General features: G+C 45.1%; 16 protein-coding genes. 3 read left to right on the top strand and 13 right to left on the bottom strand.

Annotated elements, in window-relative coordinates:
- The first annotated feature begins 118 nt into the window (after positions 1-118).
- Positions 119-949 carry an alpha/beta fold hydrolase gene (locus tag ACYVAA_RS04545; RefSeq protein ID WP_460538895.1) on the top strand — a complete coding sequence of 277 codons (831 nt, stop codon included), beginning with the start codon at positions 119-121 and terminating at the stop codon, positions 947-949.
- Between the two features lie 858 nt (positions 950-1807).
- Here ACYVAA_RS04545 and ACYVAA_RS04540 read toward each other — a convergent pair.
- The 4 genes from ACYVAA_RS04540 to ACYVAA_RS04525 form a co-directional block, all read right to left on the bottom strand.
- Positions 1808-2443 (bottom strand): peptidase associated/transthyretin-like domain-containing protein, encoded by a 636-nt coding sequence (locus ACYVAA_RS04540; protein WP_460538893.1) that lies wholly within the window; start codon positions 2441-2443, stop codon positions 1808-1810.
- 133 nt (positions 2444-2576) lie between these two features.
- Entirely contained in the window at positions 2577-3392 is an 816-nt protein-coding gene (locus ACYVAA_RS04535) for a LytR/AlgR family response regulator transcription factor (protein ID WP_460538891.1), read from the bottom strand.
- A gap of 182 nt (positions 3393-3574) precedes the next feature.
- Positions 3575-5830: a xanthine dehydrogenase family protein molybdopterin-binding subunit gene (locus ACYVAA_RS04530; protein WP_460538889.1), complete on the bottom strand. Its 2256-nt coding sequence runs from the start codon at positions 5828-5830 to the stop codon at positions 3575-3577.
- Positions 5831-5842: 12 nt separating this feature from the next.
- Positions 5843-6301: a (2Fe-2S)-binding protein gene (locus ACYVAA_RS04525; RefSeq protein ID WP_460538887.1), complete on the bottom strand. Its 459-nt coding sequence runs from the start codon at positions 6299-6301 to the stop codon at positions 5843-5845.
- 524 nt (positions 6302-6825) lie between these two features.
- Here ACYVAA_RS04525 and ACYVAA_RS04520 point away from each other — a divergent pair.
- Positions 6826-7995, top strand: coding sequence for a cysteine desulfurase family protein (locus tag ACYVAA_RS04520; RefSeq protein ID WP_460538885.1), 1170 nt, complete (start codon positions 6826-6828; stop codon positions 7993-7995).
- A gap of 9 nt (positions 7996-8004) precedes the next feature.
- Positions 8005-9744, top strand: a complete 1740-nt coding sequence (locus ACYVAA_RS04515; RefSeq protein ID WP_460538883.1) for an XdhC family protein — start codon at positions 8005-8007, stop codon at positions 9742-9744.
- A gap of 54 nt (positions 9745-9798) precedes the next feature.
- Here the strand turns inward: ACYVAA_RS04515 and ACYVAA_RS04510 are convergent, their stop codons facing one another.
- The 9 genes from ACYVAA_RS04510 to ACYVAA_RS04470 form a co-directional block, all read right to left on the bottom strand.
- Positions 9799-10851: an NAD(P)-dependent alcohol dehydrogenase gene (locus ACYVAA_RS04510; RefSeq protein ID WP_460538881.1), complete on the bottom strand. Its 1053-nt coding sequence runs from the start codon at positions 10849-10851 to the stop codon at positions 9799-9801.
- Positions 10852-10924: 73 nt separating this feature from the next.
- Positions 10925-11707: an aldo-keto reductase family protein gene (locus ACYVAA_RS04505; RefSeq protein ID WP_460538879.1), complete on the bottom strand. Its 783-nt coding sequence runs from the start codon at positions 11705-11707 to the stop codon at positions 10925-10927.
- A gap of 8 nt (positions 11708-11715) precedes the next feature.
- Positions 11716-12051 (bottom strand): twin-arginine translocation signal domain-containing protein, encoded by a 336-nt coding sequence (locus ACYVAA_RS04500; protein ID WP_460538877.1) that lies wholly within the window; start codon positions 12049-12051, stop codon positions 11716-11718.
- Positions 12052-12149: 98 nt separating this feature from the next.
- Entirely contained in the window at positions 12150-13049 is a 900-nt protein-coding gene (locus tag ACYVAA_RS04495) for a helix-turn-helix domain-containing protein (protein WP_460538875.1), read from the bottom strand.
- Positions 13050-13632: 583 nt separating this feature from the next.
- Positions 13633-15588, bottom strand: a complete 1956-nt coding sequence (locus tag ACYVAA_RS04490; protein WP_460538874.1) for a glycoside hydrolase family 127 protein — start codon at positions 15586-15588, stop codon at positions 13633-13635.
- A gap of 379 nt (positions 15589-15967) precedes the next feature.
- Entirely contained in the window at positions 15968-17593 is a 1626-nt protein-coding gene (locus ACYVAA_RS04485) for a RagB/SusD family nutrient uptake outer membrane protein (RefSeq protein WP_460538873.1), read from the bottom strand.
- Positions 17594-17610: 17 nt separating this feature from the next.
- On the bottom strand, positions 17611-20901 hold the full coding sequence (locus tag ACYVAA_RS04480) for a SusC/RagA family TonB-linked outer membrane protein (protein WP_460538872.1): 3291 nt from the start codon (positions 20899-20901) through the stop codon (positions 17611-17613).
- Positions 20902-21049: 148 nt separating this feature from the next.
- Positions 21050-22093 (bottom strand): FecR family protein, encoded by a 1044-nt coding sequence (locus ACYVAA_RS04475; protein WP_460538871.1) that lies wholly within the window; start codon positions 22091-22093, stop codon positions 21050-21052.
- 79 nt (positions 22094-22172) lie between these two features.
- Positions 22173-22787: an RNA polymerase sigma factor gene (locus tag ACYVAA_RS04470; RefSeq protein WP_460538870.1), complete on the bottom strand. Its 615-nt coding sequence runs from the start codon at positions 22785-22787 to the stop codon at positions 22173-22175.
- Positions 22788-22996 lie beyond the last annotated feature (209 nt).

Raw genomic sequence — 22996 nt, 5'->3', positions numbered from 1 at the left:
GCATTATTGTCTGGACCGAAAAAGCCTTGGATTATATTGCTCAGAAGATACGCGAATTCCATTTCATCATTCGTAAATTGGTGATTCAAGTATTTTATCATTACTAAAACGAACAGCTATGCCATTTTTAACCAACAAACAAGGAGAGGAACCGGTTGATCTTTATTACAAGGACTATGGAACAGGGCAGCCGGTTATTTTGATTCATGGATGGCCCCTCAGCCACCAGGCTTGGGAAGGCCAAATCAGGACCCTCGTCGAAGCGGGGTACAGGGTAGTAGCCTACGACCGTAGAGGTTTTGGCTTGTCCTCCCAGCCTTGGGAAAACTATGACTACTCGAGTCTGGCCAGCGACCTTCACGAAATCATCCAGCAGCTGGACCTCAAAGAGGCCGTGATCGTAGGCTTTAGCATGGGAGGGGGAGAGGTAGTACGGTATTTGACAAAGTATGGGGCAGACCGCATTGCTAAGGCCGCATTGATCGGGTCCATTATTCCTTTGGTGGCGCATAAGGAGGACAATCCTGATGGAGTGCCCCAAGAGGTGCTCGGTCAGATTTTGGATGCCCTAAAGACCAACCGGATAGGTTTTTTGAAGGATTTCCATCGTAACTTCTATAATTATGAGGATAACAAAGACCGAATGACCGAGGGGCATCTAGAATACGATTTTTCGATCGCTTCACATGCTTCTCCGATAGCTACTATCAAGGCAGCGGAATCCTGGGCAGGAACTGATTTTCGTTCAGAGCTTAAAAATGTTACCGTGCCTACGCTCATTGTACATGGCGATGCCGACAATATTGTGCCGATCAAAACCTCGGCTGATCAGGCTGCCAAAGGGATTGCTGATAATGAGTATCACGTGGTAGCAGGGGCTCCCCATGGATTTACCCTGACCCATAGGGAAGAGCTTAACAAGATCTTATTGGATTTTCTGAAGAAGTAATCTGGCTTTCAGGAAGTATACCCATAGTACAAATTTCAGGAAGGCAGTCCACGAATCCGCCCCGGCGGACAAGTTTACACGGATTTTCTTTTTGGGAGAATCGTAGAGGTTTTAAGATTGCCTGTAAAATGTGGTTCCTAATGAAATAAATGATTTCCCGCTGATTTCGCAGTTAAGCGCAGAGTTAAAAGTAGAAAAAGCCTGAATAAACAGGATCAGCCCTGCTGGTCTGTTTATTTGGGTTTTTATTTTCCATTATTGGATTTTATCCTCCTAGCAGAAAATTAATGAATCCAGAAGAGAAGATAATTAATGGCTCTACATAAAATTGTTTAGTTAAATTATATAACCAAAATCACATGGGATAAAATCTTTCTAATATCACGCACTCCTATAGGAAGATCCGCCTTGCAGGTATTGGGCGTTAAGAAATTAAAGAAGTGGGTAAGCCAGAAGGCAGGCTTGTCTAACGAAATGCTGATCAAAAAGGTTATTGGCAGCTAAAAAGGAGGAGTTTGCCTGCATGAGGGAGGGCATTAATTTTAGCCAAATAGATGCATAGCGGCGGGGTTTTTTGGTCACTTTTTTGACCTGAAGCAAAAAAGTGACAAAGTATGGATAGAAATTAATGGAAAAATTATGCTAACACAAGCAAATTCAGCACTCTCTTTAATTCATATAGGAGAACAAAGTAAATAGGTATGATTTGTAATTAACCGACACGTGAGCTTAACCACGGAGGACTCAAAGCTGAGGTCTATTTTCGAATGTTCGTTAGGAATGAGATGTAGGTAATAATTTGATCTATATTCCTTCCGGGAGGATCAACCTATATATGATAAGGGAGTAAAAGCCGACTTACTGATCGTAACCGGGAATGTTTTTTCCTAATTCAATGTCCCTGGATATAACCGACAAGTTGCCCTGCTGCACGGGATCGACAACAAATCCTTCCCCTCCCCGGGGATGGGGTCGCTTAATTTCGCCTTCTTTTAGTAAGGGATCATCTTGGAAGAGATAATCCTCCAAATAGTAGTATCTTCCATTTGGTTCCAGCACAGTAAGGTGGATGTGTTGGGGAACTGACCTTGTCGGATAGGCTTGGGGCTCTTGGGTGTAAAATTTGTATTGACCCGACGCATCTGTTTTGACCCATCCCCGTAAATAGCCGTGCCTTTTTGCCCAGCCTTTTTCATCTCCACGGGTGGGATAAACTCCCTTTTGGTCAGTATGGTAGATGTAAAGAATAACATCCAGGGCAGGTTTTTTGCCTCCTTTCCCATAGACCGTTCCGCTGATCATCAGGCCCGGTTCAGCAGTTTCAAAGTCGGCCAAGGTGTCAACGCTGTTCAATTCCCTGTTGCCATATTCAAAGATGGCCTCACAGCCTTCACAAGGCCCACCTACCAGCCGATAATCTGTTTGATGGGAATCATGGTTTCCATTTCCACAAGCCAACAAAGAAATAGCGATAATTAAAGACAATGTTTTCATAAGGTCCGAACATAAGTGTGAATGTGCTTTTAAAAACGTTTGTCCAAGGCTGCTGGTTGGGGTGGAAGAGCCAAGCTGTGTATAACGTCCTATAAGTGGAGGTAAATCCGAATTCCAAGTCTTGGAATCCGGATTAAAACATAAGCTCCTTTATGGGCTTAACGTAGTTTCTGCTCAAACGGACTGAAGAGCCGTCGTTTAGGATAAGGTTATAATCCCCATTGTTTCTGGACTTGAACGATTTGATCATCAGTAGATTGACGATGGTGCTTTTGTGGATTCTTTTGAATTGGTTGGGGTCAAGATTTTCAAGAATGTTTTTCAGGCTATTCACAATAACATGCTTTTTATCCCATGTTTGCAGCTCCAAATAACCCTTATCGGCCTTGATCCATTTGATGTCTGCTGTTCTTACCAGAGTGGTGGTGCTTCCATTCTTGACCACTAGTTGTTGATGATAACTTTTTTTGCCTTTTTGAGCCCTATGGAGTAGCCGGAATTGACCGTAAGCAAGTAGGGGGTATACGGTCAATACGATGTATAATCGGGTAGTCAACTTCTCCTGGATCAATACTCCCAGACTCCAATACGCCTCGTGAAATAATAGAGAACCGACATGCAGAAGATAAGCGAACAGGAATAAGTGGGTTAATCCCAATACAACCGGCAAACCTACCCAAAGTAACCGCCTCAGAGTTTTTTGCTTCTTTAAGAAAGCTTGAGTTGTAAGGAGGATGGCTCCTTTTTGAATGAAAATAGAGAAGGGAATGAACAATAGCCAGAAAAGCTTGTAGGCCATGGACTCATAAAAGTCAAAGTAAAGGTTATTCCAGCTGGCCGCAAAGTAGTCCTGTAGTGAAGTAATGACTACAATCAACATCACTATCCCTGTGAGAAGTAGTAAGTCTTTCTTTTTGTTAAACATGCTGTCCGAAACGTGAACATCCATGTGCTTAATTTACGAATTGTTGAGGCAAAAGGGCAGGTTTTTTGGAGGTAAATAACAGCTTGAAAAAGGGCCAGGTTTCACTGAACCTGGCCCTGTTACTTGAAATTTCAGTTGGCCTACATTCTTGATAGCCATAATTTTTTAACTAGTTAATGAATTGCAGGCCCCAAATCAATGGATCACTACCCCTGAGCGGCAATATCCTGTTGCATAAACGGTTGGTTATAAAACCTCTTTCCACTCGCTTTGTACATGGCATTGGCGACAGCGGCAAAGGTAGGAGGGAATAAAGGTTCTCCAAGCCCGGTAGGATCAATATCATTTTTCACAAAATGGATATCAATGGCTTTGGGGGCTTCTCTTTGCCGGATGAGTCTGTACTTATCAAAATTACTTTTCTCGGGAACCCCATTTTGAAAAGACTGCTCCCCAAAAAGGGCATTGCCAATGCCATCCACGATACCGCCTTCTCCCATATTGGTAGCTGCATCGGGATTGACCACAATGCCACAGTCAACCGCTGCGGTAACTTTTTGGATCATTGGCTGGTTGCCTTTCATGTCCATTTCCAATATTTCCGCCACGTAAGTATTATGGCAGAAATAGGCGGCTACCCCTCTGTTGGGATTGGCTTCACCTATTTTCCAATTGGCCTTTTCCTGCACCAACTTGATGACCCCGGCATATCTTTCTGGATCGTAATCATTGTTTTCACCCACAGGATTGTTTTTTGCCCTTTCGAGAAGTTCCAGGCGAAAAGCGATAGGGTCTTTGCCCATTACCTCCGCCAGCTCATCCAAAAAGGACTGTTCGGCACTGGCCATAAAATTGGAGCGTGGAGCGCGGAAAGCCCCAATCGTAATGTTGGAGGGGATTTCCCAGCTCTCGGCGATGTAGTTTTCCAAGGCACCTGCGGGAAAACGGTTGGGGTGGATGGGGGATTCCGGGATTCCTCCAGCCTTGACATGAAAGGCGATCAGGTTTTTCTCCTCATCCAAAGCAGCCCGGTAGGTAGCCGAATAAGTAGGGCGATAGATGCCATAGGTCATGTCGTCTTCGCGGGTATAGACCATCTTGACAGGCCTTTGTAGTTTCTGGGAAATCACTGCAGCTTCTACCAAATGGTGACCATAAGCCCGCTGTCCAAAACCTCCGCCCATTCTGGCCAGGTTGACCTGAATATTTTCCTTGGGCATGCCCAGCCGGGCGGATAAGGTGTTTTGGATAAATTCGGGAGCCTGAATAGGCGCATACAGGATGGCCCGGTCGGAGCTTACATCCGCAAAACAATTGACAGGTTCCATGCAGTTATGGGCGAGGAAAGGGGCAGAGTAGCTTCTTTCGATGATCTGTGCCGCATTTTTGAAGGCAGTTTCCGGATCGCCGTCCTTTCGTAATACTCTTCCCGGCATTTTGCTGAGTTCTTCCATCTTGCCTCTATGGTCTGTAGAGCTTTCCAGCCCTCCCGGGATGGTGACCGTCTGTTTTCCGCCCCAACCTTCCACAGTGACTTCCTTGTCATCTGCATTTTCCCAGCTGACTTTTAGGGCCTTTTTTGCATTGAGGACTTCCCAAGTGGTTTTTCCAGCAATCACCACCAACTCGGTGAAGGTGGTGGTGTCAAAACCATTTCTGATATAGTCATCTTTCAAGGTGTTGATGACAAATATGTCTTCAATGCCGGGCATGCCTTTGACCTGATCATCTTCAATGGCCTTAACCTTCATTCCAAAAGCCGGAGGGTGAACGATCATGGCGATCAACATTCCCTCTTGGGTATGATCTATGGTAAAGAGCGCTTGGCCGGTCACGATTTTGTTGCCGTCCACATTTTTCTGTGAATGGCCAATAATATTGAAATCGGCCACCTTCTTTAAAGGAACTTCTTCTGGAACTTCCAATGTGGCCGCCAAGGAGGCCATTTCTCCATAATTGGCTTTTTTGCCACTGGAAGCATGGATTAGATAACCTTCTTCAGTGGTGATTTCAGCTTCGGGCACTTTCCAGGTTTGTGCGGCAGCACTGACCAACATGGCACGTGCCGTAGCTCCTGCCGTGCGAAGGGGGAGCCAGCCACGCCTGATGCCCTGGCTTCCTCCGGTAAATTGCCGGTCGTACCGTTCCGGATAAAAATCAGCCTGCTGAACCAGAACGTTTTTCCATGAAATGTCCAGCTCATCGGCGAGGATCATGGGCATGGAAGTTTTGACATTGGAACCGAATTCGGGATTGGCAGACACTAAGGTGACCAGTCCATTTTCTCCGATTTTAATGTAGTTATTGAGCTCAAACCATTCTTTGGGCATTTGAAGTTCTTCTTCTTTTGAGGAAGGTTTACACCCGGCCAGCCAGCTAAAGCTCAGCATCATTCCCCCTCCGGCCAATGCGGAGACTTTTAAGAAGGACCTTCTATTGAGGTTAGTCTTGGTAAATGTCATTTTTGATAAGGGTTATACGTTTTGGGATGCGGTTTTGATGGCGGCCTTGATGCGCAGATAAGTGCCGCATCGGCAAAGGTTTCCGTTCATGGCCGACTCGATATCCTCATCGGAAGGGGCTGGATTGTTTTTCAATAAGGCCACGGCACTCATGATCTGTCCGGCCTGGCAATAGCCACATTGGGGAACGTCATGGTCCAGCCATGCCTGTTGCACAGGGTGGTCTCCTTTTTCGGAAATGCCTTCTATGGTGGTGATTTCCGCATCACTGATAGCTGAAACGGGCATTTGACAGGACCTGATAGGGTTGCCATCCATGTGGACCGTACAGGCACCACACTGGGCAATACCGCATCCATACTTGGTGCCGACAAGATTCAGGTGGTCTCGGAGAACCCACAATAGGGGTGTTTCGGGATCACAATCCACTTCTCGTTGTTTTCCGTTGATTTTTAAGTTCAAGAGTGCCATAGGTAGGTGTTGATGAGTTGTTTATGGTTAAAATTGGGGAGTGGTCATCCCCAAATAATATACTAAAATCATTTTTAGGGTTTTAGTGATCCTTTGATTTTGTGATAATGGATATCATATGATGGATCAGTTGAATTTAGCGGTTTTAAATGGCAATATTACCATGGACCTTTTCTGATAAGAACAGGCAATACCAATTGGGGAAAGAAATTTTTTTGTGCCATCCGCTCAGCTGAGTAATTGATACCTTTAAAGGATTTCACTTGTTTCATTAGGTGCAATTTGTATCTTTTATCCTAAGAATACTTATGCTCATCAAATAAGAACTTATACTATTCAAACAATCGAGGTGTGATAAATGGACGGTCAGGTGGATTTTAAACTATTTTGACCGGTTGTTCCCTTTGGACCAATCAAACTGTTTGATTTTTATAGGTTTTTGTTTGACGCTTATTATGTAAGCTGTTGGCATTAGGGGATATTTGAACAAAAGTGTAAAAGACCTACTACCTCCAAAAGAAAAAATGATGGACCGGCTACCTATCTATCTGGATTATTGCTCCACGACCCCCTGTGCTCCTGAGGTGGTGGAGGCCATGCTGCCCTTTTTTGGGGAGAATTTTGGCAATCCTTCCAGTAAGGACCATTTTTTTGGATGGACTGCCCGTGATGCTGTTGATGAGGCCAGAGGAGAAATTGCCCAGCTGATCTGTGCAAAACCCCATCAGCTATTGTTTACCTCAGGGGCTACGGAATCCATGAATCTTGTACTCAAAAGCCTGACAGATGCCCAAAGGGGAAAAAGAAATCACATCATTACCTGTGCCACCGAGCACAGCGCAGTCCTGAACACCTGTCGCTTTTTGGAACAAGGCGGTATGGATCTAAGCTACCTGCCAGTGGATGCGAAAGGGGAAATTATTTTGAAACAGTTGGAGGAGCTCATTTCGGACAAAACACTGGCCATTATAATTATGGGGGCCAATAATGAGACCGGAACGATACATCCCATCAGGGAAATCGGAAAAATTGCCCAGGATCGAAGCATCTTGTTTATCTGTGACGGGACACAGGCGGTGGGAAAGATTTCCATAGACATCAACCGTTGGAATGTTGATTACATGGCTTTTTCGGCGCATAAAATGTACGGGCCAAAGGGGATAGGAGGCTTGTATGTCCGTGATACCAAGGGAAATTTTATAAAGCCCTTGATACATGGTGGAGGACAGGAAAAAGACTTACGCAGCGGTACATTGAATGTCCCAGCCATTGTGGGCTGGGCTAAGGCTGCTTCCCTATGTAAAAGGGATCTGGCACAGGAAGCATCCCGCTTAGAGCTTTTGAGAGAGGATTTTGAAGCCAAACTGAAGGAAGGAATCCCGGGAATTCGGATCAATGGGGGAGAGAAAAGATTGCCCAACATTAGCAATATTACTTTCCCGGAAGGCAATGCCGAAGAGTTGTTGCTTGCCCTGTCCCCCAAACTGGCCATGAGCAGGGGCAGTGCCTGCAACGGCATTAACCCGAAGCCTTCCCACGTGCTAAGGGCCATGGGGCTAAGCGAGGAAGAGGCATTGCGATCAGTAAGGATAAGTATGGGCAGGTATACCACTTCGGAAATGATGGACTATACCGTGCGGGAATTAATAAACTATGCCCAGCATAATTTTAAGAACTTGGAGAGGATAGGATAAGGGAGGTATATGAAAGAGATTAAGGAAATAATAAAAGCTTACCATCAGGCGTGCAGCGAGGGCTTGCCAACGGTATTGGCCACCGTGGTACACATAGAAGGTTCTTCGTACCGTGGACCAGGTGCCAGAATGCTGATTCGCCAAGACGGGTACTTGACAGGTGCCATTAGCGGCGGCTGTTTGGAGGGGGATGTCTTAAGGAAAGCCTTAATGGTGATGCTGAAAGGAAAGCCTTTGCTACTGACCTATGATACTTCGGAAGAGAACGATGTGTTTGGCGTGGGACTTGGCTGCAACGGAATCATCAGGGTGCTCTTGGAACCGCTTCCATTGGAGGTTGAAAATTCCCCCATTGCCCTCCTGGAAAAGGTACTTTCGTTAAGAAAACCAGGTGTAGTGGTCACTTACTACAGCCCGGAAGAAAGGGGAAATCCAGAGCAAGGAACTCAACTCGCCTTTGTAGAGGGACAAAATGAGCCTGTAGCAAGTGGGGGGAATCGTTCTTTTAAGGGACTCGAAAAAGAAGTGGAGCGAACTTTTGTGCATAGGGTATCCTCTTTTTGGAAGGAAAGCCAAGAGGGAAAGCAGGGATGTTTTTTCGTGGAGTATGTTCCACCGGCGATCAAATTGTTGGTAGCTGGAGCAGGTAATGATACGCTTCCCTTAATGGAAATGGCCAATTTGTTGGGCTGGGAAATGGTCTTGATCGATGGCCGTCCTGCTTATGCAAAGCATGAACGTTTTCCCGGCTGTCAGATTGTATTGGGTGATGCGAAGCTTATTGCTGATGAGGTTACGATTGACGAGTGGACGGCTGTTTTACTGATGTCTCATAACTACGAGTATGACAAAGCCGTGCTGAATGAGGTGATCCAAAGCCCAAGTCCCTATATCGGCATACTTGGCCCTAGGAAGAAAACTGACTGCCTGAAGGATGATTTGAAAAATGAGCGTGGAATCTCTTCCCAAGAGTTACTTTCCAAAATTTATGGGCCGATAGGATTAGACATTGGGGCGGAGACCAGTGAGGAGATCGCCTTATCGATTGTTTCGGGTGTAAAGGCCTTTTTTTCCCAGAGGAGGGGAGGGCAGCTGCGTGAAAGCCATGAACCCATTCATCAAAGGGAAACAACAATTCGTTCCGCCCATATTAATACAGGTATTTTGGTACTCGCGGCAGGCAGCTCTAAAAGAATGGGAGCGAAAAAGCAGGTTTTGGAAGTGAATGGGGTCAGCCTGTTGAAAAGGGCTGTTAAGGAAGCCTTGAAGGTAGGTGCAGATGTCACTGCTGTAGTCCTTGTCGAAGGAGCTGCTTCGTCCATTAAAGAGCAAGTAGAGGGATTGCCCCTTGAACTGGTCTATAATCCTGATTATAAGGAAGGAATGGCCTCTTCTGTAAGGGCAGGTATTCGTCATTTTATAAAAAATCATCCACTCATTAGCCATGTCCTGATCATGGTCTGCGATCAAGTCTATTTGGAGGCGGAACTACTGGGTAAGCTCTTCGATAAACAAGCAGAAACTCAGGCTACTATCGTGGCGAGTTATTATAACGGGGTAAAAGGTGTTCCGGCGCTTTTTCATCGGAGTTTATTTCCTTCATTGATGGAGTTAAATGGGGACATGGGGGCTAAGCACCTTATCAGAAGCCATAAGGATGTCAGTGTAGTTCCCTTTCCGGAGGGAGGTTTGGACATCGACACGCAGGATGATTATCAAGCTGTCTTGGATAGCAGGAAGAAAAGTTAACTCTCATCAAAAGGACTTCCTTTATCGGAAAGTCCCTTTGACGGAAGTTATATTTTAATTTAAAGAAGCCATATCAATAACGAACCTGTATTTCACGTCACCTTTTTCCAGTCGTTCAAACGCTTCATTCACTTCTTGGATACGGATGATTTCGGAATCGGCCACTATGCCATGCTCGAAGCAGAAATCCAGCATCTCCTGCGTTTCTGCAATACCTCCGATATTGGAGCCGGAGAAACTTTTTCTTCCCATGACCACATTGAAGGCACCTACTTCCAGCTTCTCCGGTGGCAATCCCACCAAAACCAATGATCCGTCTACCTTCAGGAGGTTGAGGTATTCATTGACATCGTGTTTTGCTGATACAGTATCGATGATGATGTCCTGTGATCCGATTTGAGCCTTCATCTGATCTGCTTCGGTGGACAGGACTGCACGGTCTGCCCCAAGGCGCTTCGCATCAGAGGCTTTAGATGCCGATCGTGTAAATACCGTTACTTCAGCTCCCAAGGCCTTGGCAATTTTGATGGCCATGTGCCCAAGCCCACCAATGCCCAGCACACCTACTTTTTTGCCAGGACCGGCTCCCCAGTGTTTTAGCGGGGAATAAACGGTAATTCCAGCGCAGAGCAATGGAGCCGCAGATGCCAGGTCTTCAAAGGCCGGCATGTTCAGCACATATTTTTCATCACATACATAGCTTTTGGAGAAGCCTCCGTAAGTATGGTCATTGAGGTATGGTTCTGGGGAATTGAATGAAAAAGTCACTCCTTTCTCGCAGAACATTTCCAGGTCGTTTTCGCAGTGGGGGCAATCGCCACAGCTATCCACAATACAGCCTACAGCTGCCAGGTCACCTACTTTGAATTTGTTTACCCCGGTGCCGATACGGCTTACCTTTCCCACGATTTCATGGCCGGGAACGATAGGGTATAAAGTGGCCCCAAAATCGTTTTTGATCTGGTGGAGATCAGAGTGGCAGATACCGCAATAAAGGATTTCGAATTCTACATCCTTTGGCTGCAGTGCCCTTCGTTTAATGTCCATAACGTGGAGAGCTTGGTCAGCCGACTTTGTTCCGTATGCTTTTATTATTGTTGATTCCATAAGGTGAGGTATCAGTTTTTATATTAAAATTCTAATTAATAGGCATAATGTTTTTTTTGCCCACCGCTTCCGGTCAGTTTTGCACCTGTTGTGCCGATTTGCCTACATAGCGGTCTCCCACTATCTCTATAGCGTCCATTTTTTCTGTCAATACGTTCAGTTCATCTCCGGCAAACTGAAAATCCGAGGCCCATAAATTTTCCTGTAAATGGGCCAGTTTTGTGGTTCCGGGGATGGGAACTATCCATGGCTTTTTTGCCATTAACCAGGCAAGGGCTACCTGGGCAACAGTAAGTCCCCGATCATTGCCAAAGTCAGCCAAAGCATGTATCATCGGCCAGTTGGCTTTTATCGCTGGTTCTTGGTAGCGGGGCAGGGAGGGTCTGTTATCGTTTTCCGGATTGTATTGTGTCCTCTCATTGATATAACCTGACAGAAAACCTCTGCATAGGGGACTGTACGGCACAAAGCCAATTCCAAGTTCTTCGCAGACCGGCAAAACATCTTTTTCCCTTTCTCTCCACATCAGGCTGTATTCGCTCTGGACGGCGGTGACCGGTTGGACCTGATGGGCCTTTCTGATGGTTGCAGCATCTGCTTCACTCATTCCAAAATGAAGGACCTTTCCCTCCTTGATCAGGTCTTTCACTGTTCCGGCAACCTCTTCGATCGGTACGTTTGGATCCACCCGATGTTGGTAGAGCAAATCGATCCTGTCGGTCCTCAGTCGCTCAAGCGATTGTTCTACCACCTTTCTGATGTTTTCTGGGCGGCTGTTCAGTCCTGCCATCTGCCCGTTTTCGATTTGGAAACCAAATTTGGTGCAAATGGATACCTCATCCCTTATGGGTTCCAAGGCTTTGCCTACCAGTTCTTCATAAAGGGGCCGTAAACCTCTGCTGTATCAAAAAGGGTAAGGCCCATGTCGGCTGCTTTACGGAGCAAGGTGACCATCAATTTGCTGTCAGGAACAAAGCTTCGGTGAAAATTCATGCCTATGCAGCCCAAGCCAAGGGCAGATACTTTTAGGCCATGTTTTCCTGATCCCAAGGTGCGTTGCGACAAAGTCCTTTCTGAAGTTGGGCGGTTGACCTGATGACTCCCTGAGGCCTTGGTATGACCATAAGCCGAACCGCTAAGGGCTGCGGCACCTAACAGGGCGCTTGATTTAAGGAAGTTTCTTCTTTGTTCTTGTTTCATGATATTCAAATCGGTTAGTTGAATGATCCCGGATGAATACAAAGGTAGGGTGATGGGAGACCAACAATTAACGGCGAACAAATAGAAAACTACGAAAATCAAATATTCCTGAATTTCCGGGGGCTGATGTTGACGTGCTTTTTGAAAAAGTTGTTGAAATGCGTAGGTTCTGTAAAGCCCAGTGCATAGGCTATTTCCGCTACAGACCAGGAGGTTTGCTTGAGCACCAGTTTGGACTCCTGAAGGATCCGGTCGGTAACCAGTTGGGTAGTAGTTTTTTGTGTGGTTTCCTTTAATGCCCTGTTAAGGTGGTTGGTGTGGATGTTGAGCCGTTCTGCAAAATCGGATGCGGAACGGAGCTGGATTTGGGGATGCATGTCGTCTATAGGGAATTGCCTTTCAAGCAGTTCCAGGAACATGGACGTGATGCGGTTCGAGGCATTGTTGAGGTTTTCTTTTTTGGCTTCCAAGGGCTGTAGCTTGAGTCCGAAATGGATCAGTTCTTGGGTCAGCGCCCGAAGCAGGTCGTATTTGAACTCATAATCGGTTTCGATTTCAGCGTGCATTTTCTCGAACTTATCTTTGACCCACTCAAATTGCTCATCCGTCAGTTCAAAAACATGGTTTCCGGAAGGTTGGAATACGGGATACTTGGAAAGACTGCCGTATTGGTAAAAGAACTCTTCATTAAAGATCGCATAGTGTCCCAAATGGATGCTATCGGAGTGTTCCCAGCGGTAGGGAATACTGGGATTGCTAAATACCAGTGCTTTGTGGGGAACATGGATACTCCGGTCTGCAAACTCAACGGTGCTCTTTCCTTCCAAAATGGTCACCTTGTAATAGTCTCTTTTTTGGTAAGGCAAGGGTTTATTGGGCTTTCCCCTAAAAGGTTCGATTCGGAATACGTTAAAATGGCCAATACCATGGTGCAGTTCTTCAGGAACGCTTCCGAATTTACGCAGGTACAGTGCTTTGATACTTTCAGATCGAGACATGGTACAAAATTACATTATTCAAACATAAATGCGATGGATGATTTGAAATTCGTAAGGTATTGTTTGATCATTGTAAGATTTCTGGATAGGGGGGAGATAAATCTATTTGACTATTCGGGATTTGGCAAGTAGTAATTGAGAAACGAAATATTTAACTGAAACCCAATTTTGGCCTTTGGAGCATTCGGTTTTGGGACAGTTGCTGGAGGCGTCAAGAAAATGAGCTAGCTCGCGTTGTGGAACAGCGAGATCCGCTCATTTTTAGCCTTTAGCAACTGGTACAAAATCAAATTGAGTACAAAGAACCGTAGTCGAAAACAAAGTTTGCTCAATTTGAAGAATGCTCCATGGCCTAGATTTTTTGCCTACTTTTTCATCGATGGAAAAAGTAGGAAAGATCAATAATGGAAAATTACAGTATTGAATTTGGATACTCCCAACATTGCTGATGTACAGTTCAATTAAAATGAAGTTGAGAAGCTAATCCAACTTGCCATTGCTGTCAAGTAGATGGTACAAAAAAGGTCCCCGAAGACTCGGGGACCCTTAGTTAAAATAAACCCTAAAACATTACTTCTTAGTGCTATTTATCCACCCAGACCTTCATCTTACCGATGCCCCTGTTGGACCAAGAGTAATAAGGAATGGCCATAGCTCCATTTGATGCTCCTTTCAGGACATTTATACCGCCTAGAAGATTATTGTTGAACTCAGGTGTGAATTCTTGACTTATATTCAGTTCTTCGATCTTATCGGAGTTGTCGATCTCCTCAAATGCATACACCATAGGGCCATACTCCAGTGCCATTTTATCCCTATTGGCTGCCACCTGCTCGTTGGAAGTGACCTTCCTTACTTCCATCGGGAAGTTAAGCTCGATTTTGTCACCTTTTGACCACACCTTTTCCAAGCTGATGTATCCATTGTCGATTTCGTAACTTTGCTTTTCTCCGTTGACTTTTAGCTCAGGAAGCAGTTCTTTACGATCGGTATAGCGGTAGAGATTACTTGGAAGGATTTCATTTCGGGACCATTCCGGCACACGTAATTTCAGTGTGATCGGCTTTTGACTATCCGAATGGAGAATAAGCTGAACCTGGCCTTCCCAGGGATAGTTGGTTTCCTGGCTTATGCTGATCTTTTCCTCATCAAGTTCGATTTCTGCCTCATTGGAGGCGTAGAGGTTGACAAAAATGGTATGGTCCTTTTTGCCGTAAATCAGGCCGGGTAGGGAGGGGAGAAAGCGGATCAAATTGGTAGGACAACAGGAACAGTCAAACCACTCCTTACGGGTATGCACTCCCTGGTTAAATCCATATTTTCCATCAGATTCCAAGGGGTTGGGATAAAAAAAATGTGTTCCATCCAGGGAAATTCCAGCAATCAGCCCATTATAAAGGCTTCTTTCAATAATATCAACATACTTCACCTCCCCGGAAAGATTGAAAAGCCGGTGGTTCCAATAAACATCGCCGATAGCTGCACAGGTTTCATTATAGGCGCTGAGGTTGGGGAGCTCGTAATTGTCACCAAAGGCTTCTCCATCATGTTTTGCGCCGATTCCCCCCGTGAGGTACATTTTTTTGCCCACGGTATTCTCCCAGATTTTATGGATGGCACTGAGGTATTTCTCATCGTTCTCCAGGGCAGCAATATCGGTCATGGCTGCATACATATACACGGCTCTCACCGCATGGCCTACCGCTTCGTCTTGCTCGGTGATTGGCAGGTGGTCTTGAGCGTAAGCCCCGTAGAGCTCGTGGTTTTCAGGGTTGCCCCGGTTGTCCAGAAAATACCTGGCCGTTTGGAGATATTTCTCTTTTCCTGTCAGCTCGTACAATTTGATCAAGCCTGTTTCAATTATTTGGTGTCCAGGAACGGAACTGATCTGTCCCTCACCGTCTCCAAAGGTGTCTACTACCAAATCAGCATTTTTAAGGGCAATATCCAGAAAATTCTTTTTGCCGGTGGCCTTAAAATGTACCACTGCCGCCTCATACATGTGTCCGGCATTATAGAGCTCATGGCTCATATCCAATGATTCCCATCTTTTTCCCTCGACGACTTTTACCCATTTGGCAGTGGGTTTTTTGGGATTTATAGTTCTCCAGGTGGTCAGGTAACCGTCTGCTTCCTGGCCTTTTGCGATGATGGATATCAAGGAATCCAATAGATGCTCCAGTTGTGGGTCCGGTGAACTGATGAGGGAATTGGAGGCTCCTTCTATGATTTTGTATACATCGGAGTCATCAAAGGGCATTACTCCTCGGGCTTCTCCTTCCATTTCTCCTCCTGCAATAAGAAAATTGGCAAAACGGCCTTCTTCTTCGCATTTTTCCAAGGCATAGGCAATGGTTTTCTTTTGGACCCTTTCAATGATCGGCAGCCAAAATTTATCCTTGAGCTTTACATTCCTGATGTCCACCTGCTGAATAGGGTAGTGGGCGGAATCAGCTGTATGGGGATGTTCTTCGCCTTGTTTTTGTTGGCATGAAAGGGTGCCGCTGAGCAGCACCGATGCCAACAGGAGAGTGTTCATAAGTTTCATAATATAGGTTTGATAAAGATTTTGTTACCACTTTAATCCATAGATCAAAAGCAATGTATTTTGCTGAACTGACCTGAGATAGCTTAAGCAAGGTCCCCAAATGGTCGGGGACCTTGAGTAGATATAAACCCCAAATTAAACCCGGAATATGCAATAGAAAATCTACGCCACGGCGCACAAGTATTACGGCCTGAAACTACTTTAAAATCAGTCGCTATGCTGCTGTTTTCGACTCTATCTGGAGGCTAGACAGGTTCAACATAGCGGTGCTATGCCTCAGTCTCCAAACAGCCTGATTTCCTTGTATTTTCAGGCCTCATCACGAATCCTATCGCATAATCCGGGTTAAAGTTGGTTAGGCTTAATAGGTTCAATAACCCGGGTTTTGGCTGAGGTTCGGGTTGGTGTTCAGTACCAATCTTGGAATGGGATAAAGTGTACGGTGGTCCCCATTGGGTTGATGGTTTAGCCAGGATTTATCCGTAAATACACCAAAACGAATAAGGTCCTGCCGTCTTCTTCCTTCTTGTGCAAATTCCCAAGCCAGTTCATCCAGGAACCTTCCATAGGCAATGTCCATCCCTCCTTCAAAGGTTTCTTCTTGTTGGTTGTCCAAACCATAAGAATAAACACTTCCCAGCATCAATTCTTGGCCGGTTACCGTTGCTTTTGATGGATTGCTTGGGAAGTTTCTGCTTCTTACCTTGGAAACAATAGCAGCGGCAGCATCGGCTCTTCCTGTTCTCAGCAAACTTTCGGCTTTCATCATCAACACATCGGCATACCTGAATAAAGGCCAGTCATTGCTCAGCTGTACCTTGGCATCCTGGGCAATTTCAAATTTACCCAAGCGGAAGCCATGAATTTCTTCGGAATAATCCACCCCCGGCAATTCATTGATATAGGCCAAAGGTTGACCGACCAAGGAGCCTAAGGTGCAATTCAGCGGTTCCCCATTGGACCGGTATTGCTGTCCCTGAATCCAGTTTTTCTTCAGCCTGGTATCCTCATCGTCAAAAGTGGCTATAAACTGAGGAATAGCACATATGCCACCCCAGGGAGTAAACTGTAGGTTGTAGGTGGCTTGGTTTGCCGGTTGCAAAGTCTGCATATGAAGGTCAAATGCATTCCATTCGGTGGTGTAATTTTCATCGATAGGCAATCCAAAAATAATTTCTTTGGAGCTTTCATTGTCCGTCTTGAAGACATCACTTTGGTTGGCTTCCAGGATGAAACCAGCACCGGAGTCAATGATGGCATCACATGCCTCAATGCAAAGATCCCAAGCAGCTGTGCCTGTATAGACTTCCGCGTTCAAATACATTTTTGCCAAGAGGGTATAGGCTGCCCATTTATTGAACTTTCCGTAGGTTTTTTGGCTATTTTCCTCGGACAATAGCGAGATATTTTCCTTGATTTCGCTTACAATGAACGCATAAACCTCCGACCGGCTGCTTTGCTCAGGCAGAAAACCCGGAGGGACGTCAAATTGCGTCACGATAGGAACGTTCCCGTACAAGTCAACCAATATATAGTAATAAGAGGCTCTGAGGACTTTCAATTCCGCTAATGTAGCGGCTTTCAGCTCTTCAGAAACAGGGATTGAACCGGATTCAATTTGGTAAATGATCCGATTACAATTGGTTATTCCTGCAAAGGTCCTGTTCCAATTCTGGATGACTATGCCTTCATCAGAAGTCCATTTATGTTCGTGGATCCTGCGATAAACCCCTCCGTCCACCCAGCCATTGGGCCTGGCAGGGATAACCAACTGGTCAGCGGAAACCTCTTGGGCCCTATGAAGTCCGTCCCACTGTAGCATGACATCACGCCAGTTGATATAGGCGGCTCCCGCAAGGGAGGCAAGATCTTCTTCGGAGGCATCAAATTGTTCGGCGATGATGCGGTCGTAGCTTTCTTCTTTCAATTCAACACAGGCCAGTGTCGAAGTCAGCATACCCAACAAAATACCGGTTTTTAAATATGAAATTTTCATGATAGTGTTCGTTTAGGTTAAAAGCTTAGGTTTACGCCCAGTGTAAAGGTTCTGGTGGTAGGGTATTTATCACGGTTATCATTGCCCGGATCGAGCCCTAACCGGTTCACCTCGGGATCAATACCGGAATATCCGGTAATCGTGAAGGTATTGATGGTGGAGCCATATACCCTTGCAGCTTTTAAGAACTTATTATTGTTGATGGGGAAGTTGTACCCCAGCGTGATATTGTCAATTTTCCAGAAATCACCATCCTCTATATAGTAACTGTTGAATTCCAGCGGGGCGTCAAGAACAGCCTTACCAAAGACATTTTCGGTGGCTGATTTTAACTGATTGTACTGTTGGATGGTAGGGTTCTCATAATACATCCGTTGGAAATTCAGGATCTGATAGTCAAATGCTCCGCGCATGGTAACCGCCAGATCAAAATTCTTATAATTGAAGTTATTGTTCCATCCAGCATAGTATTTTGGAAGGCCATTGCCCAGCACTTGTTTTTCTTCAAAAGAATGACTGAAATCTTCATAAGCAACACGTTCACCCGATGGGTTTTCGTAAATCCACTTTCCGGATTCGTCTATGTCCACCACTTTGAAGCCATAGAAATCCCCTATATTATCACCGATCCGTACGATGTGGGTAAAGGTTTGGATAGGCTCACCTGTACCGCCTGTATTGAAATAATCTTGGGTAGCCTGATACTGTTCGTTGGATAGACTGACCAGCTTGTTGGAATTGGTCGAGAAATTAAAGCTTGTGGTCCACTGGAAATCCGAGGTTTGTACAGCGACGATGTTTAATAATGTTTCAAGGCCGCTGTTTTCCATTACCCCGACATTTGCCCTTGTTCTATTGAATAAATTGGGAGGAGTGGGGACATCGTAATCGTATAACAGACCATCGATTCTCCGCTTGTAATAGTCTACATTACCGCTGATCCGCCCACTGAACATGGTGAAGTCCAAGCCGATATTGGTTTCCTGCTTTTCTTCCCATCTCAGGTTTGGATTGGGGTTTTGAATCGGGTTCAAGGACCTGATCCATTCTCCATCGGCGTATACATATCGGTCATAGCCCAACATCGCTACGCCCAGAAACAAATTGGAGGGTTGGGTTCCGGTAACCCCATAGCCTGCCCGCAATTTTAAATCATCAATAAAGGAAAGGTTTTCCATAAAGGTTTCATTGGAAATTCTCCAGCCAAGGGAAACGGCAGGGAAGGTGCCCCAAGGTTTTTCCGTTCCATAGAGCTGACTGGCCGCCTCGTGTCTCACGCTGGCAAGCAAGAGGTATTTGTCCTGATAATTGTAGGAAAATCTGCCGAAGAAGCTTATCAAATTGGTCGCTGCTTTGTAACTGCTGATGGGGGCTAAACCCTCACGGAGGGCATTACCGATTCCCAGGTTATTGTATCCAAACCTATCGGTTGGGAAATCCCAGTTTTGCATCCAGAATTCTCTGAATTCATTTTCTTGGTACCCGTATCCGCCAAGAAATGATAAATTATGGTCTCCTAAGAAGGTACTATACTCTCCGGTGATTTCCAGTAATCGGTCTTGACTGTAAGTGGTGCCGTTAGAACCGTATCCATTTCTCCCGTCCCTGACATTGGAAATATGCTGCTTGGTTTCGGCATAGCCCCTTATTTGGTTATAAGTGTTGATCGAACCGATACCTGTAAATTTCAGGTTGTCAATAGGTTCATAAACCAGTTTGGCATTGATCCGGGTATTTTGAGAGGTGTTCTCTCCATCACTTTCGTAAAGACGGGCCAGTGGATTTTCATAATTGAAGTTGCCAGCTTGTTCATGCCAGGTGCCGTCTTCGTTTCTTATTGGAGCCGTGGGATTGCGTATCAACGCCTGCCGATAGGTATACCCATTGAAACTTCCACCGTCAGCAGTAGTAGTGAAGGTGTTGATGGAATGGAGCAGGCCTACATTGAGCTTTAGTTTTTCATCAAACATATTATGATTGATGTCTGTGCGCAGGTTGAGGGTCTCGTTATTGGACTTTTTGAATATTCCTTGGAAGCCCCTGTAATTGGCATTGGCCAGATAATTGGTTGTGCTGTTTCCCCCTCTAAAGGTAAGGTTATGGACATGACTTATGGGCGTCTGCGTTACCTCTTCCATCCAGTTGGTGTCACTTCCCAGATCGTAAGAAGCGTCTCTGCTGCCTTCAGCGATCTGTTGTCTATAATCTGCTGCCGTAAGCATATCCAGTTGCCTGGCGATGGTCTGGGTACTGGCATAGCCATTATAATCAAAGGAACTTGAAAACTCCCCAGAAGCCCTTTTGGTCGTAATGAGGATGACCCCATTGGTGCCTCTTGTCCCATAGATAGCGGCAGCAGAACCGTCTTTTAGCACATCAATGGATTCGATGTCTTCAGGAGCCACGGTGTTTAGATTTCCTGGGATGCCATCAATCAACACCAATGGATTGGCATTGGCCCCGAAAAGGGTGGTGTTTCCTCTAAGCAAAATCTGGGAGCCGCTGGTAGGATCACCACTGGGAGAAGAGACGGTCAAACCGGCTACCTTACCTTGCAGTAATTGGCCGGCATCTTTTACCCCGCCCTGAACAAAATCCTCAGAATCGACCTTGGCTACGGCACTGGTAATGTCTGCCCTTTTTTGGGTACCGTAACCAATCACCACTACTTCCTCCAGCGCAGATATATTTTCGTTCAAGATGACATCTATCACGCTTTGGTTGGCCACTTCGACCGAGGTGGTTTCATAGCCGATAAAGGAAAAAATCAGTGTGGCCCCATCGGGAACTTCCAGTGAGTACTTTCCATCCAGGTCGGTTACCGTTCCAGAAGGCATTCCTTTTATGGTTACCGTAACGCCAGGTATGGGCTCACCATCGCTGTCAGTTACCCTGCCGGTGATAGGCATTTCTTCTGATACGCTTACCGCATGAACGGTCGCGCTGCTGGACTGGCTGATGTCAATATTATTATTGACTTGCCTGAACCTTAAATTTGACTGCCCGGCTATTTCCTTCAAATAAGCCTCAACGGTGTTTTGGGAGGCATTAAAATGAAAAACTGAATGCTGGTCAATATGTCTCTTGTCATAGGAAAAATGAAAATCGGTCATTTTTTCCACCTTGGAAATAAACGCTTTCAGGCTCATTTCCTTTGCGTCCAGGTCAACAGAAACTTCATCTATGGTCTTGTATTGCGCATTTACGTTAGCGGCAGTGACCAGGGAGATGAACATCAATTGAAAGAAGAATCCATAAAGGAAGTACTTCGACAACATGTAGAGTGTCTTTTGTAATTTTAAATTCATAATTTTGAGTTTATTAAAGTTCAAAGATCAGGGTAGGGGATGTGTCCATTCCCCAATGTTCAGCCATCCATCTACCCGTTTTTGAATTGGCCATCCGCTTCGGCGGATGGTTGTTTTTAGGAGCTGTTGTTTTGCATGGTCATTCGGGTTAGAATTTTATTTGTACTTTATTTTGGTTTATTGAATAGTCAAAATGCTCTACATAGGACATCCGGTTAAGGACCATTTCCAGGCTTTCATGCTCATATTTTCCTGTAAGTGTCCAGGATAGTTTGGGCTTTCCAGTGGTGCTGATGGTTACTCCGTACCAATTTTCCAACCTGTTGATGACTTGATCGTACTTGGCATTTTTAAGGTAAAGTATGCCGTCTTTCCATCCGGTAACCTGTAAGCCATCAAAGTCCCCGACGACTGTTTTATGGTCGGATTCAAAATAGCTCAGCTTCTGACCGGGGGCCAAAATGATTTTTTCCTTCGTTTGGTGATTTTCGACTTTAACCTTGCCATGGACCAAGGAAACATCAAGTTGGTCCTTATCAAATGTGTTGATGTTAAAGGCAGTGCCCAAAGCAGTAGTGGAGAGGTTCTTGGAACTGACCGTAAAAGGACGCTTTGGATCTTTGGCCACATCGAAATAGCCCTCTCCGGTCAGCTGGACTACTCTGGTGGAATCGGAGAACTGCTTGGGAAATACAAGTTTGCTGTCTGCATTTAGCCATACTATGGTGCCATCAGGTAACCTGAACTTACTTTTTTGACCCTTTGAGGTAGTTTTAACTATTGTAATTTTTGTTGCTGTCTCGGTTTGTGGTGTAGTCTCAGGAATAAACTTTTTCAATAGAAAAATGGAAAGTACTGCAAAAAGGAAGAGGGCTGCAGCTTTTCCCTCCAAGGGGTAATTCTTCCAGCTCCTTGACCATCCTTTCTTGTTCCTATAGGCATTTATGTCCCCTGTCCTTCGATTTGAGGAGGAAATGATCTTGGATAGTATTTCTTCTTTTTCCTGATCTGACAGGGCCTTTCTTTTGACTTTTAAGCCCAGAACGATTTCACGGGCCCGGAAGAGCTCATCCCTACGCTCTGGATGGGTTTCCAGCCATGCCTTCCAATAACGATCGCGCTGATCATTGGGCTGGTTTACCCAACGGATAAATTCTTTGTTCTTTAAAAGTTCTTCTTCCTGGCTTTTCATTCCACTTAAATGTTCTTACTACACTTATAACAGGCGGGTGGATTGAAAAAGCCATCAAAAAAAATGATTTTTTTTAAAATTAATTTTCGGCCAGGGCGGATTTTAGGTGATCAATGGTCCTGTACAGCAGGTTTCGGGTAGCTTTTATATTAGAAAAATGCATGAGTTCTTTTATCTGCTCGTATTCCATGTCCTCAAAAAAATAATAATAGATCATCTCCTTTTGACGGGCAGTGAGCTGCTCAAGCGCTTTGTTTAGCTGTTGGGTTTGTTCCTCTTTGATCTGCTTGTTGATGAGCAGATGTTCGTGGGAAAACTCCAATTCGAAATCCGAGTGATGGTCCAAAGGCAGGATTTTGTGGAGCCACTTTTTATTTTCCCGGATGATTTTCCTTCTGAGGGCTTTATAAAGATAGAATTTTATGGACCCGGTATTCCCTAAATTTTTCCGATTGGTCCGTATTTCTATAAATAAGTCCTGAACGGCATCTTTCACCAATTCCGAATCTTTGCAGAACTTGGCTCCGTAATCGTACAATTCAGCCACATAGGTTTCATAAATACGGATAAAGCTGGATTCACAGCCATTCCTGAATAAGTTCCATACTTCCTTGTCGCCGGGAAAGTCAGGGGCTTTGTGACTGGCGAAACTATCCGGTTCTTTAAGTTTTAGAATAGGGGTCAATTCGGTCATTTTGGGCAGGGCTTAGGGTTTGGTTTGCTGATTGGAAAAGTAAGTTAATAAAAAATGTAAAAAGCACACTAATTATTTTTGTGATAGATGTAATATTTTAAAAAAGAGGGATTTATGGGACGAGTTGTTTTAGTCGTGGGACTTCAAATCCTTTAATCTTTAAGAGAATCAGAGATAAGCTTAAAAAGAGTATCACTTTCGTTAAGTGA

The organism is Echinicola sediminis, from assembly GCF_054777495.1.
Note: the sequence above shows the minus strand (reverse complement) of the source record. Positions and strands in the feature narration are given on the sequence as shown.